The organism is Microbispora sp. CA-102843 (assembly GCF_050936215.1).
In the GTDB taxonomy this organism is placed as follows: domain Bacteria; phylum Actinomycetota; class Actinomycetes; order Streptosporangiales; family Streptosporangiaceae; genus Microbispora.
Map to the genome: position 1 here is coordinate 6,680,560 of NZ_JBNJNF010000001.1, position 15,069 is coordinate 6,695,628.

At 73.1% G+C, this 15,069-nt stretch carries 15 protein-coding genes and 1 riboswitch; of the genes, 7 read left to right on the forward strand and 8 right to left on the reverse strand.

The window, feature by feature from the left end; genetic code table 11:
- Positions 1 to 220: 220 nt before the first annotated feature.
- The gene (locus ACQEVJ_RS30935) at positions 221 to 1,072 is read right to left on the reverse strand and encodes a L,D-transpeptidase family protein (RefSeq protein ID WP_433107131.1); all 852 of its coding nucleotides are present in this window, start codon (positions 1,070 to 1,072) and stop codon (positions 221 to 223) included.
- Between the two features lie 125 nt (positions 1,073 to 1,197).
- Here ACQEVJ_RS30935 and ACQEVJ_RS30940 point away from each other — a divergent pair, with 125 nt between their 5' ends.
- Together ACQEVJ_RS30940 and ACQEVJ_RS30945 are read left to right on the forward strand one after the other, a co-directional pair.
- Positions 1,198 to 1,674 (forward strand): YbaK/EbsC family protein, encoded by a 477-nt coding sequence (locus ACQEVJ_RS30940; RefSeq protein WP_433107133.1) that lies wholly within the window; start codon positions 1,198 to 1,200, stop codon positions 1,672 to 1,674.
- Between the two features lie 44 nt (positions 1,675 to 1,718).
- Complete coding sequence (locus ACQEVJ_RS30945; RefSeq protein ID WP_433107135.1) at positions 1,719 to 2,288, forward strand: GNAT family N-acetyltransferase; 570 nt, start codon at positions 1,719 to 1,721, stop codon at positions 2,286 to 2,288.
- Positions 2,289 to 2,302: 14 nt separating this feature from the next.
- On the opposite strand, the gene metF is transcribed toward ACQEVJ_RS30945, so the two are convergent.
- Complete coding sequence (gene metF, locus ACQEVJ_RS30950; RefSeq protein WP_433107137.1) at positions 2,303 to 3,226, reverse strand: methylenetetrahydrofolate reductase [NAD(P)H]; 924 nt, start codon at positions 3,224 to 3,226, stop codon at positions 2,303 to 2,305.
- Between the two features lie 140 nt (positions 3,227 to 3,366).
- Here metF and ACQEVJ_RS30955 point away from each other — a divergent pair, with 140 nt between their 5' ends.
- The gene (locus ACQEVJ_RS30955) at positions 3,367 to 4,434 is read left to right on the forward strand and encodes a polyprenyl synthetase family protein (protein ID WP_433107139.1); all 1,068 of its coding nucleotides are present in this window, start codon (positions 3,367 to 3,369) and stop codon (positions 4,432 to 4,434) included.
- 106 nt (positions 4,435 to 4,540) lie between these two features.
- Here ACQEVJ_RS30955 and thiE read toward each other — a convergent pair whose 3' ends face one another.
- Genes thiE through ACQEVJ_RS30970 form a run of 3 tightly spaced genes read right to left on the reverse strand, consistent with a single transcriptional unit; the run spans position 4,541 to position 6,819 of the window.
- Positions 4,541 to 5,194: a thiamine phosphate synthase gene (thiE, locus tag ACQEVJ_RS30960; RefSeq protein ID WP_433107140.1), complete on the reverse strand. Its 654-nt coding sequence runs from the start codon at positions 5,192 to 5,194 to the stop codon at positions 4,541 to 4,543.
- 28 nt (positions 5,195 to 5,222) lie between these two features.
- Positions 5,223 to 5,597 (reverse strand): Rv2175c family DNA-binding protein, encoded by a 375-nt coding sequence (locus ACQEVJ_RS30965; protein ID WP_433107142.1) that lies wholly within the window; start codon positions 5,595 to 5,597, stop codon positions 5,223 to 5,225.
- Between the two features lie 43 nt (positions 5,598 to 5,640).
- A complete protein-coding gene (locus ACQEVJ_RS30970; protein WP_433107145.1) occupies positions 5,641 to 6,819 on the reverse strand; it encodes an NAD(P)/FAD-dependent oxidoreductase in 1,179 nt (392 codons plus the stop codon).
- Between the two features lie 277 nt (positions 6,820 to 7,096).
- A riboswitch (TPP riboswitch) is annotated at positions 7,097 to 7,207 on the forward strand.
- Here ACQEVJ_RS30970 and thiO point away from each other — a divergent pair.
- From thiO to pknB, 4 genes are all read left to right on the forward strand, one after another.
- A complete protein-coding gene (gene thiO, locus ACQEVJ_RS30975; protein WP_433107147.1) occupies positions 7,196 to 8,332 on the forward strand; it encodes a glycine oxidase ThiO in 1,137 nt (378 codons plus the stop codon). (Overlaps the previous riboswitch by 12 nt.)
- Positions 8,329 to 8,529 (forward strand): sulfur carrier protein ThiS, encoded by a 201-nt coding sequence (thiS, locus tag ACQEVJ_RS30980; protein ID WP_433107149.1) that lies wholly within the window; start codon positions 8,329 to 8,331, stop codon positions 8,527 to 8,529. Before thiO ends, thiS begins: the two co-directional genes overlap by 4 nt.
- A 2-nt stretch (positions 8,530 to 8,531) precedes the next feature.
- A complete protein-coding gene (locus tag ACQEVJ_RS30985; RefSeq protein WP_433107151.1) occupies positions 8,532 to 9,311 on the forward strand; it encodes a thiazole synthase in 780 nt (259 codons plus the stop codon).
- A gap of 188 nt (positions 9,312 to 9,499) precedes the next feature.
- Positions 9,500 to 11,497, forward strand: a complete 1,998-nt coding sequence (gene pknB, locus ACQEVJ_RS30990) for a Stk1 family PASTA domain-containing Ser/Thr kinase (RefSeq protein ID WP_433107153.1) — start codon at positions 9,500 to 9,502, stop codon at positions 11,495 to 11,497.
- Positions 11,498 to 11,587: 90 nt separating this feature from the next.
- Here pknB and alc read toward each other — a convergent pair whose 3' ends face one another.
- From alc to ACQEVJ_RS31005, 3 genes are read right to left on the reverse strand one after another with little or no spacing between them, the layout of a single operon-like run.
- Complete coding sequence (gene alc / locus ACQEVJ_RS30995; RefSeq protein ID WP_433107155.1) at positions 11,588 to 12,553, reverse strand: allantoicase; 966 nt, start codon at positions 12,551 to 12,553, stop codon at positions 11,588 to 11,590.
- The gene (allB, locus tag ACQEVJ_RS31000) at positions 12,550 to 13,863 is read right to left on the reverse strand and encodes an allantoinase AllB (RefSeq protein ID WP_433107157.1); all 1,314 of its coding nucleotides are present in this window, start codon (positions 13,861 to 13,863) and stop codon (positions 12,550 to 12,552) included. The genes alc and allB overlap by 4 nt, the downstream gene beginning before the upstream one ends.
- A 10-nt stretch (positions 13,864 to 13,873) precedes the next feature.
- A complete protein-coding gene (locus ACQEVJ_RS31005; RefSeq protein WP_433107159.1) occupies positions 13,874 to 15,028 on the reverse strand; it encodes a glycerate kinase in 1,155 nt (384 codons plus the stop codon).
- Positions 15,029 to 15,069 lie beyond the last annotated feature (41 nt).

Sequence of the window (15,069 nt, forward strand, 5' to 3'; positions counted from 1 at the left end):
GCCGTGCCGCATCCGTCTCCGCCGACGACGAAGGCACGAATCCAACGGGGTGGGCGCGAGCCGCGAGTCCCACGCCCACTCCATCGAACATAGATTCGATCATGCCCTCTGTCAAGGCTGTCAACGAATATGTGTTCGAGGACCGCGTTCGATACGCGGGCGGGAGACGGCGGAGGGGCCCCGCGCGACCACCTCGCGCGGGGCCCCTCCGGGGATGGCTCTAGCGCCTGAAAGCACCCCTGACGTGCACCGGGACGCCCTTGCCGAGCATGCCAGGCAGGATCTCGGCCACGTTCATGGGCAGCCGCACGCAGCCGTGCGACGCCGGGTAGAGCGGCACCGACAGCGCGCCGTGGAGCGCGATGCCGCCGTTGAAGAAGATCGGGTTGTAGAGCTGCCCGAGGTAGGACCGGTGCCAGCCCTTGACCCTCCAGGTGGTCTTGTAGTCGCCGGTGGGCGTGCGGGCGCTGCCGGAGAACCGCTGCCGCTTGCCGTTCCAGGTGGCGTACTCGGTGTAGGGGATGCCGCTGCCACTGGAGATGTGGCTGATCAGCACCGGCGTGCCACCTCGGTACAGAACCATCACCTGCTTGGTCAGGTTCACCTCGACGCGGGTCGCCTTGCCCCCGGGCACCAGGACCTTGGGCGCCCGGGGGTTCTCCAGCGCCTTCCAGGTGCGGGCGGCCACCGTGCTGGTCGGCTGGATCCCCTGCACCTTCTGGAACGCCCAGACCGCCATCAGCGTGGTCCCGCCGTAGCTGCCGTCGGCGCTGCCGGGCATGTACCCGAGCTCCTTAAGCCGGGCCTGCAGCGCCTTCACGGCGGAGCCCTTGGCGCCGAGCTTGAGCGTCTTGCCCGGCGCGGAGAACGGCGGGTAGGCGGTGGCGCGGGCGGGCACGGCGCCCCGCGCCGGGAGCGCCGAGTACGCCGGGAGCACGGTTCCCGTGGTCACGGCCCCCGCCGCCGCGGCGGTGCCCGCCTGCGCCGTGCCGGTGACGCCGGCCGTCGCGAACGTCACGGCCCCCACCGCGACGAGCGTGGCCGCGGCCAGTCGCCGTCGACCCCTCATCATGACCAACCCCTCATAAGCCCGATTCTCGGTCAAAGGACCCACCTTACGATCCGATTGTGAGCCGCGTGATCATAAGTGGCCATAATCGGCCGCGTATGTCCTGGCAATCCGTTTAGAGTGACCGGGTGGCAGAAAAGTTGCATCCGAACGTCGTCCGGGTCCAGGAGGCCCTGCGGGCCCACGAGGTGACGGCCGAGGTCGTCCTGCTGGACGAGGCCGCCCCGACGGCCGCCACGGCGGCGGCCCAGCTCGGCTGCGAGGTCGGCGCGATCGCCAACAGCCTGATCTTCGACGCGGACGGCGCGCCTCTGCTGGTGCTGACCAGCGGCGCCCACCGGGTGAACACCGATCTGATCGCGCGGCTCGTGGGCGCGGCGAAGGTGCGGCGGGCCACGCCGGAGTTCGTCCGCGAGCACACCGGGCAGCCCATCGGCGGCGTCGCCCCGGTCGGGCACCCCGCGCCCGTACGGACACTGGTGGACGTCTGGCTGAGCAAGCACGACGTCGTGTGGGCCGCCGCGGGCCACCCCCACACGGTCTTCCCCACGTCCTACGACGAACTGCTGCGCATCACCGAGGGCACTGCCGCCGAGGTGGAGTGACGGCTGCCGGACCGGCCCGGCGTCGTTTTGCTAGTGTGCGTCGAGTGATCCGACTGCGACGGGTGGGCCCCGACCGGTTCAGGGCGGTGCTGGACACCGTTTTGGAGATCTACACGGTCGCCATGCGCCCGCCGTCGGACCAGCTCGCGGGCCGCATGGCGATCATGCGTAACCACGCCACCTATCCCGACTTCGACTGCATGCTCGCCGAGGACACGCGGACCTCCGGCGTCGCCGGCTTCGCGTACGGCTTCCACGGCGGCCAGGGGCAGTGGTGGCACGACGTCGTACGCGGTTCGCTGCAGGACCGGGCCGGGCCGGTGGTGGCGGAGGCCTGGTTCGGCGACGCCCTGGAGATCGCCGAGGTCCACGTGCGCCCCGAGTATCAGGGCCAGGGAATCGGCCGGCGACTGATCCACGCGTTGTGCGAGGGCCGCCCGGAGCGCACGGCCGTGCTGTCGACGCACGACGCCCCCACGGTGGCCCGGCACCTCTACCGGGACATCGGGTTCGCCGACCTGATGACCCGGTTCGTCTTCCCCGGGGGCTACGAGGAGTACGTCATCGCCGGGGTGCCGCTGCCGCTTCCCGAGCCCGGGGCACGCGAAGGCTGACGGGACCGGCCGGCTCAGCCGGCCACGGGCACGCTGTGCAGCGCCCGGAACACCTCGCGGGTCGCGCTCGACCGGTTGAAGGTGATGAAGTGGATGCCGGGCGCGCCCTCGTCGAGAAGCTTCCGGCACAGCTCGACGGCGTGCTCGATGCCGAGGCGGCGGACCGCGACCGGGTCGTCGGCGACGGCCTCGAACCGCTCGGCCACCTCCGGCGGGAACGGCGCGCCGGACAGCTGCTCCGACCGGGCGATCGTGCTCATCTGCGTGACGGGCATGATGCCGGGGATGATCGGGGTGTCGCACCCGTGGGCCGCCACGCGGTCGCGCAGCCGCAGGTAGTCCTCCGCCCTGAAGAACATCTGGGTGATCGCGTAGTCCGCGCCGGCCCGGCACTTCTGCACGAAATACTCGGTGTCCGACTCGATGGACGCCGACCTGGGGTGCTTGTACGGGAAGGCGGCCACCCCCACGCAGAAGTCGCCCGCCTGGCGGATCAGCCGCACCAGCTCCTCGGCGTACAGGACGCCCTCCGGGTGCTTGACCCACTCGTCCAGGGGGTTGCCGCCGCGCGGGTCGCCGCGTACGGCGAGGATGTTGCGCACGCCCGCGTCGGCGAACCTGCCGACGAGGTGGCGCAGCTCGCGGATCGAGTGGTCGACCGCGGTGAAGTGGGCGACGGGGGTCAGCGTCGTCTCGTGCGCCAGCCGCTCGACGATGTCCACCGTGCGGTCGCGGGTCGAGCCGCCGGCGCCGTAGGTCACGGAGACGAACGTCGGCCGCAGCGCCTCCAGCTCGCGGATCGCCCGCCACAGCTGGCGCTCCCCCTCGTCGGTCTTCGGCGGCATGAACTCGAACGAGAACGAGCGCTCGCCCGCGGCCAGTAGTTCGCGGACCGTCGGGACGCGATCAGGAAGCCGCGAGGGCAGACCGAGAGCCATACCGGCAAGGGTACAGCGATGGCGGTTTTCACGACCCCCACGGTCTTGCCATGTGGACATTTGCCCTATCGGCGTGAGTTGGCCCACTTAGAGGGGATCTGCTGCTGGGTGCCCGGATCAACCCCGGTTAGTCTCAGAGCATGACCGCTTCCGCCGCCTCGCTCGATTCCATCCGTACGGAGGTGGACCGCGCACTCCGGGACTTCCTCGACCGGCAGCGACCACACTTCGGTGACCCTCATCTGGCCGCCCTGTTGTCCGCCGCGAAGGACTTCCTAGCGGGCGGCAAAAGGCTGCGCCCCGCCTTTTGTTACTGGGGATGGCGCGCCGCCGGAGGAGGCGACGACCCGGGACTGCACTGCGCCGCCGCCTCGCTGGAACTCCTGCAGGCCAGCGCGCTCATCCACGACGACGTCATGGACGCGAGCGACGTGCGCCGGGGCATGCCGTCGGCGCACCGCCGCTTCGAACGGCTGCACGCCGAAGCGGGCTGGCACGGCTCCGCGCGGCAGTTCGGCGAGGGCTCAGCCGTGCTGCTGGGCAACCTGCTGCTGGTGTGGTCCGGGGAGATGTGGCGCACCAGCGGCCTGGCCCCCGAGGCGATCGCCGCCGCCCAGCCGTTGCACGATTACATGCTCACCGAGCTGATGTGCGGGCAGTACCTCGACCTGCTCGAACAGGCGCAGGGCGAGAGCACGTTCGACAGCGCGCTGCGGGTGGCGCTGTACAAGAGCGGCAAGTACTCGGTCGAGCAGCCGCTGCGGCTCGGGCTCGTCCTCGCCGCCCGGGCCGGGCACGCGTGGATCGACCGGCTCTGCGTGCAGTACGGCCAGCAGGTGGGCATCGCCTTCCAGCTCCGCGACGACATCCTCGGCGTGTTCGGCGACCCCGCGGAGACCGGCAAGCCCGCCGGTGACGACCTTCGCGAGGGCAAGCGGACCGTCCTGATCGCACGCGCGCTCGCCTCGGCCACCCCCGCCCAGACGGCGGTCGTACGGACCCTGCTGGGCGACCCCGAACTGGACGCCGACGGGGTCGGGCGGCTGCGCACGGTGATCGAGGAGACCGGCGCGCTGGCCGCGTGCGAAGGCATGATCAAGCGCTACCTCGACGACGCGCTGCACGCCCTCGACCAGGCGCCGATCGAGGAGGAGGCCCGCACGGCACTGGCCGCCCTGGCCGTGGCCGCCACGTCCCGCCGCACCTGACGCGACGCTCGGCCCGGAGGCAGGCGGCGGCCCTGAGCAGGCAGCACTGAGCAGGCAGCACCGGGCAGGCAGCATGGCGCCGCCGCCTGCCCGGAAGCCGCTCCGCTCAGAGCGGGACGGCGGACAGCCGGGCCTTGAGCGCGGCGGCGGCGGCGCCGGGGTCGTCGGCCTCGGTGACGGCCCGGACGACCACGGCACGGCGTACGCCGTGCGCCATCACCTCGTCGAGGTTGCCCAGGTCGATGCCGCCGATGCCGAACCACGGCCGGTCGGCGCCCAGGCGCGCGGCATGCTCAAGCAGCGCGGGGCCCGGCGCCGGACGGCCGGGCTTGGTGGGCGTGGGCCAGATCGGCCCGCAGCAGAAGTAGTCCACGCCCGGCTCCACGGCGGCGGCCGACGCCTCGGCCGTCGAATGCGTGGACCTGCCGATGAGGACATCGGGACCGAGGATCTCCCGGGCCACCGGGACCGGGAGATCGTCCTGGCCGAGGTGCAGGATGTCGGGCCGGGCGGCGTAGGCCACATCCGCCCGGTCGTTGACCGCCAGCAGCGCGCCGTGCCTGTCGCACGCCGCGCGGAAGACCTCGAGCAGGTCCAGCTCCTCGCGCGCCTCCAGGCCCTTCTCCCTGAGCTGGACGATGTCCACCCCGCCGGAGAGGACCGCGTCGAGGAATTTCTCCAGGTCGCCGCGGTCCCTCCTGCCGTCAGTGCAGAGGTAGAGCCTGGCCTGCGCGAGCCGCTGTCGCCGGGTGTCGTTCACCCGACCACAATGCCATGGGGCCGTACGGTCAGAAGCCCAGGGCCTGGGCTCTGCGCTTGACCTCGGTGTGCCGGCCCTGCACGATCGCGTCGATCGGGGACCCCGGCAGCGAGTCGTCCGGTGTGAACAGCCACCGGATCGACTCCACCTCGTCGTACCCCGCGTCCGCCAGGACCGTGAGTGTGCCGGGCAGTCCCTTGAGCACGTCGCCGTCGGCGATGAACACCGCCGGGATCTGCGGCTCGCCCCCGCCCCTGCGGGCTCCGACGAGCTTCTTGTCCTTGAGGAGTTGCTTCGCGCGGCCGATGCTGAGTCCCAGCTTCTTGGCGGCCTCCGAGACGGGGAGCCACTCCCCTACGAGCTGGTCGGTCTCCCGGTCGATCTGCGCAACAGTAAGCGTCACGGATCCACCATTACCACAGGCGAGCCGCCAGGAAACACCTCGATTACGCCATAATGCAGTCGCGGAGCGGCACGGCCTGATCGGCCACCCGAAGTGAATCGAGCCGCCGACCACCCTCGATGATCTTGCGACCCTGCACCACGTCGCGCGGACGGTCGACGGTGAGCACCGCGGCGAGCCGGTCCTCCGCCGTCAGCCAGCACACCGCCCACTTCGCGTCCCTGCGCGGGTCCCCGCGCACCACCATGCGGTCACCGGCCTCCCGGTGACCGGCGAACTGCACCATGTGACCGAACTGCTCCGACCAGAAGTACGGCACCGGGTCGTAGACCGCCTCCTCGCCCAGCAGGGTGGCGGCGGCCGTGTCGGGGGCCTGGAGCGCGGTGTCCCAGTGCTCGACCCGCAGCCGGGTGCGGAATCTGCGCGACCACCAGTTGGCGCAGTCGCCCACCGCGACCACGTTGGGCAGCGACGTGCGCAGGTGCTCGTCGACCACCACCCCGTCGTCGAGCCGGACCGCCGACCCCTTCAGCCAGTCGACGGCCGGGCGCACCCCGACACCGGTGACGATCACGTCGGCCGGCACCCGGGCGCCGGACATGAGCGTGAGGCCGTCGGCGTCCACGGTGCCGACCAACGCGCCGAGGCGCAGCTCGACGCCCGCCCGCGCGTACCAGTCGGTGGTGTGGCTGCCCACGGCGGGCCCGAGCGCCACGGCGAGCGGGCTCTCCCCCGCCTCGACCACGGTCACCGCGCAACCGGCCCTGGCCGCCGCGGTGGCGACCTCGGCGCCGATCCAGCCGGCCCCGACGACGGCCACGCGGGCGCCGGGGACCAGCCGCTCGCGCAGCGCGAGCGCGTCCTCGATCGTGCGCAGCACGTGCTGGCGGCCCTCGCCGCGCAGCCGGATCGGCGTGGCGCCGGTGGCGATGACCAGGCCGTCGTACTCCAGCTCGCCCTCGGTCGTCTCCAGCACGCCGTCGCGCAGGCCCTTGGCCGCCGCGCCGAGGCACAGCCGTACGTCGAGGGCGTCGAGGTCGGAGTCGACCACGGTGGAGTCGGTCTCTCCGAGCAGCACCGCCTTCGACAGCGGAGGCCGGTCATAGGGGCGATGGTGTTCCTCGCCGATGAGCGTGATGCGTCCGGTGAACCCACGGAACCTCAACGCCTCGATGCTTCGCACGCCGGCCAGGCCGGCACCCACCACCACGACGTGATCCACAGCTTGACCATAGATTGTCAACGGGGGCCCTGGCCAACGGGCCCCCCATAACGAGTTGGGCAATTGACGCGCACTCCCACGGGGCCCAGGTTGTGAAGGCCGCTCTGTGAAGGCCGCCGTGTGAAGCCGTCCAGGGACATGGTGGCCGAGTACAGCATCGTGGCCATGGGATACCTCCGCCAGGTCGATCCACGTCCTGCCGTCATGCGCCGCAGGACGGCCCTGGAGTCGCCGATCCGGCGATCGGGCGTTATGGGCGGCGTACTACCCTTGTGGGCGTAAGACGCGCGGGAGCCCGGCGGACCGGGCTGAGAGGAGAGCGTGAGGCTCTCGACCGCCCCGACCTGATCCGGGTAATGCCGGCGAAGGGAGCGCTGTGTCCCGCACATCGCCATCCAGCCCCCAGTCCGGCTACGACGTCGTGATCGTGGGCGGCGGGGTGGCGGGCCTGGCCGCGGCCTGGCGCACGGCCCGGCGGGGCCTGTCGGTGGCGGTGGTGGACCCCGCGCCCGGAGGCGGCGCCACTCATGCGTCGGCCGGGATGCTCGCGCCGGTCAGCGAGGTGACCTACACGGAGGAGCCGCTGCTGCGGCTCGGCCTCGCGTCGCTGGCGGCCTGGCCGGCGTTCCGGGCGGAGCTGGAGGAGGAGAGCGGCGCCGACCTCGACTACCGGACCGAGGGCACGCTGGAGGTCGCCCGCGGCGCCGACGACATGGCCTTCCTCGACGACCTCGCGGCCTTCGAGCGGACGCTCGGCCTGCGGGTCGAGCGTCTCACCGGGCGCGAGTGCCGCTCCTTCGAGCCGATGCTCTCCCCCTCCGTACGCGGCGGGCTGCTGGCCCGCGACGACGCCTGGGTCAACCCCCGCAGGGTCGTACGCGCTCTCCTCGCGGCGTTCGAGAAGGCGGGCGGCACGCTGGTGACCGAGCGCGTCGCCGGGATCGACGCCCCCGGGCCCGGCACTCCGTGCGTGCGGCTGGAGTCCGGCGGCGCCGTCGCGGCCGGCCAGGTCGTCGTGGCGGCCGGGTCGTGGTCGGCGTCCCTGCTGCCCGGCCTGCCGGTGCGGCCGGTCAAGGGCGAGATCCTCCGGCTGCGCGGGCCCCGGGGGTTCCTCAGCCGGTGCGTCAGGGGGCTGGTGCACGGCTCCCCCGCCTACCTGGTCCCCCGGGGCGACGGGGAGATCACCCTGGGCGCCACGACCCAGGAACTGGGATACGACGCGCGGGTCACCGCCGGAGGCGTGTACGAGCTGCTGCGCGACGCCCGCGAGCTTGTGCCGGGCATCACGGAGCTCGAACTGGCCGAGACGACGGTCGGCTTCCGCCCGGGCACGCCCGACAACCTGCCGCTCATCGGCCCCGCCGGGCCGCCCGGCGTGCTCACGGCGACCGGGCACGGGCGCAACGGGGTGCTGCTGTCCCCGATCACCGCCGACGCCGTCGCCGCGTTCCTCACCGGCGACGAGGTGCCCCCGGTCGCCCGGTTCTGCGATCCAGGGAGATTCAGCGAATGAAAGTCACGATCAACGGAGGCGCGGCCGACCTGCCGGACGGCGCCACGGTCGGCGACGCCGTACGGACCCTCACGTCCATCGCGTCCGGCGTCGCGGTGGCGGTGAACGGCGAGGTGGTGAGCCGGAGCGCCTGGGACTCCACTCCGGTCGCCGACGGCGACGGCGTCGAGGTACTCACCGCCGTGCAGGGAGGATGACGATGGCAGGGTTCGACGTGCTGGACGACGTCTTCGTGCTCGGCGGGGAGAAGTTCACCTCGCGGCTCATCATGGGCACCGGCGGCGCGCCGTCGCTGGAGGTGCTCGACCAGGCGCTGGAGGCGTCCGGCACCGAGCTGACGACCGTCGCGATGCGCAGGCTCGACCCGGCGTCCCGCGGTTCGGTGCTGGACGTGCTGCGCACCCGCGGCATCAAGGTGCTGCCGAACACGGCGGGGTGCTTCACCGCCGGGGAGGCGGTGCTGACCGCCCGCCTGGCCCGCGAGGCGCTGGAGACCAACTGGGTCAAGCTGGAGGTCATCGCGGACGAGCGGACCCTGCTGCCCGACCCGATCGAGACCTTCGACGCCGCCGAGCGGCTGGTCGCCGACGGGTTCGTGGTGCTGCCGTACATCGGCGACGACCCTGCGCTGGCCCGCAGGCTCCAGGACGCCGGGTGCGCCGCCGTGATGCCGCTCGGCGCCCCGATCGGCTCCGGGCTGGGCATCCGCAACCCGCACAGCATCGAGCTGATCGTCGAGGCCGCCACGGTGCCGGTGATCCTCGACGCCGGCATCGGCACGGCCAGCGACGCCGCGCTGGCGATGGAGCTGGGCTGCGACGCCGTGCTGCTGGCGAGCGCCGTGACGCGGGCGCACCAGCCCGGCCTGATGGCCGTGGCCATGCGGCAGGCGGTCACGGCCGGGCGGCTGGCCCGCCTCGCCGGACGCATCCCCCGACGTCGCTACGCCGAGGCGTCCTCCCCCGGCCGCCCGTCCTGAGACGTCATTCCCGCCCGTCCCCCCTGAGACGTCGCCACGGGGCGGGCGGGAAGTCCGATCTCCACGTCTGGTAAGCCCGATTTTCGGAATCGGCACGGCTTTTCGGACGCCGCGGAAGGCGCCCGAATAGGTCTCGGTTTGGGATTCGGGAACACGGCGGGCGGCAAATCACCCGTAAACTCTGGCGAGTGGACACGACGCTAACCGACCCGCTCGTGGGGCAGTTGCTCGACGGGCGCTACCGCGTCGAGTCCCGGATCGCCCGGGGTGGCATGGCCTCCGTATACCTGGCTCTGGACGTCCGGCTCGACCGCACGGTCGCCGTCAAGGTGATGCACCGCTCGCTGGCCGAGGACCCGCAGTTCGTGCGGCGGTTCATCGGCGAGGCCAAGTCGGTGGCCAGCCTCTCGCACCCCAACATCGTGCAGGTCTTCGACCAGGGCACCGACGGGGCGAACGTCTACCTGTCGATGGAGTACGTCCCCGGGCGGACGCTGCGCGACGTCCTGCGCCGGCGCGGCCGTCTCCCGGCGCGCGAGGCCCTGGAGATGGTCATCCCGGTGCTCGCCGCCCTCGGCGCGGCCCACCAGGCCGGGCTCATCCACCGGGACGTCAAGCCCGAGAACGTGCTGCTCGCCGACGACGGCCGGGTGAAGGTCGTGGACTTCGGCCTGGCCCGCGCGATCGAGGCGACCAACCAGACCAAGACCGGCATGATGATCGGCACGATCGGCTACATGTCGCCCGAGCAGGTCACGACCGGCACGGCCGACGCCCGCAGCGACGTGTACGCCGTCGGAATCATGCTGTTCGAGCTGCTCACCGGGCGGCAGCCGTACGCGGGCGAGACGCCGATGTCGATCGCCTACCGGCACGTGCACGAGACCGTCCCCGCGCCGTCCTCGATCGTGCCCGACATGCCGCCGCAGATCGACGCGCTCGTCGCCGCGGCCACCGACAAGGATCCCGCCGGGCGCCCGGCGGACGCGACCGCCATGCTCGTCGCCGCCGTCGAGATCCACCGCACGCTGCCCAAGACCGGGCACACCGGCGCGCACGCCGCTCCCCAGGGGGGCCGGGACACCGGCGCCCACAGCGGTGTGCGGACGGGCGCGCACCGGACCGTCCCTCCGGCCGGCGGGGCCTCGTCGTTCGGCACGGGGCAGCACGCGCTCGCGGAGCCCGAGTCACCGCTCGGCCAGACGATGATCCAGCCGCGCGCGGAACTGCTGACCGGCCCGGCCGAGACGGGGCGGCGCCGGGGACGCAGGGTCAGGCCCGTCTGGTTCCTCGCCGTGCTGGCCCTCGTCATGCTGGCGGGCGTCGCCTTCACCGGCTGGTGGTTCTCCCAGGGCCGCTACACGAAGGTCCCCGACCTGGTGAACAAGCCCGTCACGGTCGCCAGGCAGGTGGCGCAGCAGGCCGGTTTCGAGGTCCGGATCGGCGAGGCGCGGTTCGACGACAAGGTGCCGAAGGACATCGTTCTCGACACCGAGCCGGGGCTGGGCGCCGAGGTGGTCAAGGGCTCGGTGCTCACCCTGATCCCGTCGGCCGGCCCGGAGACGATCCCCGTGCCGAAGGTCGAGGGCCTCAGCCTGACGGACGCCCGGGCGAAGATCGCCGAGGTCGGGCTGACCCCCGGGCGGGTGAGCAAGAGCGCGAGCGACACCATCCCCCGCGACCAGGTCATCCGCACCAACCCGCCGGTGGGCAAGCGCGTCAAGAAGCGCAGCATGGTCAACTTCGTCGTCAGCGCCGGGCTGCTGATGCCGGACGTCACGCAGATGATGCGCGACCAGGCGGAGAAGTTCCTGGGTGAGAAGGGCTTCAACGTCCAGGTCGACGAGACCGCCGACGACACCCCGCCGGGCACCGTGATCGCACAGGACCCTCCCGGAGGCGCCGAGGTGGCGGCCGGGGCGATCGTGCACCTGACCGTGTCACGCGGGCCGGACCAGGGCTTCCACTGGCCGTGGGAGACCGACCCCGCCGACCCCGACCAGAGCCCGGCCGCCGTCGTCAACGTGCCCGACGTACGGTTCAAGTTCGTGAAGGACGCGGTGAACGAGCTGAAGGCGGCCGGCTTCAAGGTCAACGTCCGCAGGCTGGTGGGCACCGAGCGCGTGGTCGGCGAGAACCCGCTCGGCCAGCAACCGCCGGGCACCACCATCACGCTCTGGCACTGACGCCCGCGCCGCCCATCCGGTCGCGGGCGACGGCCGCCGCTGGGTGTCCGTCGCCGGCGAGGCTTGCGGCGGTTCCGCGCGTTCGGCTGCTCAGGGGGTGAGGGTGCCGAGGAGGCGGAGGCGGGCGAGGCCGCCGTCAGGGTAGATGTCGAGCCGGGCGTGGGTGATCCGGCGGTCGTCGTCGAGGCGGAAGCGGTGGCGGGTGTCGGGCTGGAGGCGTGTCCTGGGCAGCAGCGGGAACCACGCGTCCTCGTCCTCAAGCGGCGCCCGGTCCGTGTCCACGCCCTTCAGCGACGCCCAGCCGGGGGCGTTGAACACCAGGTTGGTCGTGTCGATCTCGGCGACGGCCACCCGGCCGGGGCCGGCCAGGGCGACGACGAGCCAGTCGTTGCCGCCGTCGCGGCGGCGGGCGGTCTCCCAGCCCTCGGCCTGGTTGCGGGCCAGGCCCGGCGCGAGGACGTTGTTCGGCGAGGAGTAGAACTCGTCGGAGCACGCCGTCACCAGGCCGCCGTTCTCCAGCGCGGCGAGATCGACGGTGAGGCCCTCCAGGAACGCCCGGTCGGGCACGACCCGCCCGTGGACCCGCAGCCGCGCGACGCCGCCGTCGGGGAAGATGTTCAGCCGCACGTGGGTGAAACGGCGGGGATCGGTCACCGCGAACTCGTGGACCGCGTCGCCCTTCAAGGGGCTCTTCGGCACGATCTCCACCCAGCCGTCCAGCTCGTCCGGCGAGGGGTGGCCCTCGGCCGCGCACGCCTCGACCGACGCGTACGGCGGGTAGTTGCCGCGGAACCACGCGGTGTCCACGACCACGCCCCTGATGATCCCCGGCAGGCCGAGCCGGACGATCGCCCAGTCGTGGCCGGGCTCGCGCCGCCGCCGGGTCTCCCAGCCGTCGTAGACCTGGCCCTTGGCCCCGAAGGTGTGCGGCCGGAACTCGGCCGGTCCCGGCCTGATCAGGGCCTCCCGTTCGGCGAACGACTCGTCGTTGGCGGCCACGACCGACCCGCCGTACGTGCGCAGGGCGAGGTCGGGCAGGCGGGTGAAGCCGGTCATCGGACCCCCCTCGTCAGCAGCCGGCCACGCGGCGTGGCGAAATCGACCGGCGTGCCGCGCAGCCAGGTGGTGCGTACGACGCCCGCCAGCCGCGCGCCGTGGTAGGCGGACACCGGGTTGCGGTGGTGGAGCGCCGCGACGTCCACCGTGAACTCGGCGTCGGGGTCGAAGGCGACCAGGTCCGCGTCGTTGCCCACCCGGATCGCCCCCTTGTGGGGCAGGCCGGTCAGGCGGGACGGGCCCCCGGCCATCCAGCGCACCACGTCGGCCAGGCCGTACCCGCGGGCGCGCGCGGCGGTCCACACGACGGGCAGGCCGACCTGGAGCGAGGAGATCCCTCCCCAGGCGGCGGCGAAGTCGGGCACCTTGAGGTCGGGCGTCGATGGAGAGTGGTCGGAGACGATCCCCATGAGCACGCCGTCGGCGAGGGCCCGCCACAGCGCGTCGCGGTTGGCTGCCTCCCTGATCGGCGGGCAGCACTTGTAGGCGGGCCCGCTGACCTGCTCGGCCGCCAGGGTCAGGTAGTGCGGGCAGGTCTCGGCGGTGACGCGCACCCCCGCCGTCCGGGCGGCGCGCAGCGGTTCGACGCAGGCGGCGGCCGACACGTGCACGATGTGCGCGCGAGCGCCCGTCTCCGCCGCGAGGGCGATCACCTGCTCGACGGCCCGGCGCTCGGCCTCCTGCGGGCGTGACCGCAGGAAGTCGTCGTACGCCGGGCCGCCGGGCTCGGACAGCAGCCCGGGGTCCTCGGCGTGCGCGATCAGCAGGCCGTCGAAGGCCGCCACCTCCGCCAGCGCGTCCCGCAGCCCGTCGCGGTCGAGCGCGGGGAACTCGTCCACCCCCGACGGGGACAGGAAGCACTTGACGCCCGTCACCCCGGCCTCGTGCAGGGGCCGCAGGTCGGCGAGGTTGCCGGGGATCGCGCCGCCCCAGAAGCCGACGTCCACGTGGCACCGGCCCTCGGCGGCCGTCCGTTTGACCTCCAGCGCCGCCACGTCCACGGTCGGAGGCAGCGAGTTGAGCGGCATGTCCACGATCGTGGTCACGCCCCCGGCCGCCGCCGCCCGGGTGGCGGTCGCGAAGCCCTCCCAGTGGGTGCGGCCGGGCTCGTTGACGTGCACGTGGGAGTCGACCAGTCCGGGCAGCAGCGGCAGGTCGCCGAGGTCGGCGGACTCCTCCGCCGCGACCGTCTCCTCATAGGGGCGCAGGGCCGCGATCACGCCGCCGCGCACGGCGACGGCCAGCGGGCGCTCCCCCTCCGGGGTCACGGCCCGCCGGGACCTCACCACCAGGTCGTACGGTTCCCCCACGCGCCACTCCTCATGTCGTGAGATGTCCGGCGCTGATCCGCGCCGCCAGCCGCTCCAGCAGTGGCCCGGCCTCGGCCATGCAGCGGCTCGTGTCGGGCTCGATGTCGGTCAGCGCGTACGCGGCCTCGATCCCGGCCGCCCTCAGTTCGTCGTCGCCGACGGTGCGCCGCCCGCAGACCGCCACGACCGGCACGCCGTGCTTGGCCGCGGCGGCGGCGACGCCCACCGGGGTCTTGCCGCGCAGGGTCTGCTCGTCGATCGCGCCCTCACCGGTGATCACGAGCCGGGCGCCCTCCACGTGCCGGTCGAACTCCACGAGGTCGAGCAGGTAGCCGATGCCGGGCCGGATCTCCGCGTCGAGGAACGTCAGCGCGCCGAAGCCCACCCCGCCGGCGGCGCCCGCACCCGGCCGCCCGGCCACGCCCATCGCGCGGACGACGCCGTCGTGCTCGGCGGCGCCCGCCAGGCCGTGGGTGTGCGCGGCCACGGCCGCCAGCCGGGCCAGCCCGGCCTCCAGCACGGCCACGTCCTGCGGGCTCGCGCCCTTCTGCGGGCCGTACACCGCCGCCGCGCCGTGCGGCCCGAGCAGCGGGTTGTCCACGTCGCTCGCCACGATCACCTCGAACCCGCGCAGCAGGCCGGAGGCGTCGATGGTGTGCAGGTCGCGCAGCGCGGCACCGCCCGCAGGGAGGTCCGCGCCGTGGGCGTCCAGCAGCCGAACGCCGAGGGCCTGGACCATCCCCGCGCCGCCGTCGGTGCAGGCGCTGCCGCCCAGGCCGAGCACGATCCGCGTCGCGCCGTGCCGTGCGGCGTGGGCGATCAGCTCGCCGGCGCCGCGGCTGGTGGCGGTCAGCGGCACCGCATCGCCCGGCAGCCGGCGCAGGCCCGACGCCTCCGCCAGTTCGATCACCGCGACCCGCGCGCCGGGCTCGTTCCGCACCGCGTAGCTCGCGGTGACCGGATCGCCGGCCGGCCCGGTCACCTCCGTCTCGACCCGGGTGAAGCCGCTCGCCACGACCGCGTCCACGGTGCCGTCGCCCCCGTCGGCCACCGGCAGCTCGACGACGGGGACGTTCCCCAATCCCGCGGCCACGTGCGCGGCCACCTCGGGCGAGGTCAGCGACCCCCGGAACTTGTCCGGCGCGATGACGACGTGTCCTGTCATGGTGCGGCTCACCTGTGGCCCTTCGATCGTGTCCGGGAACG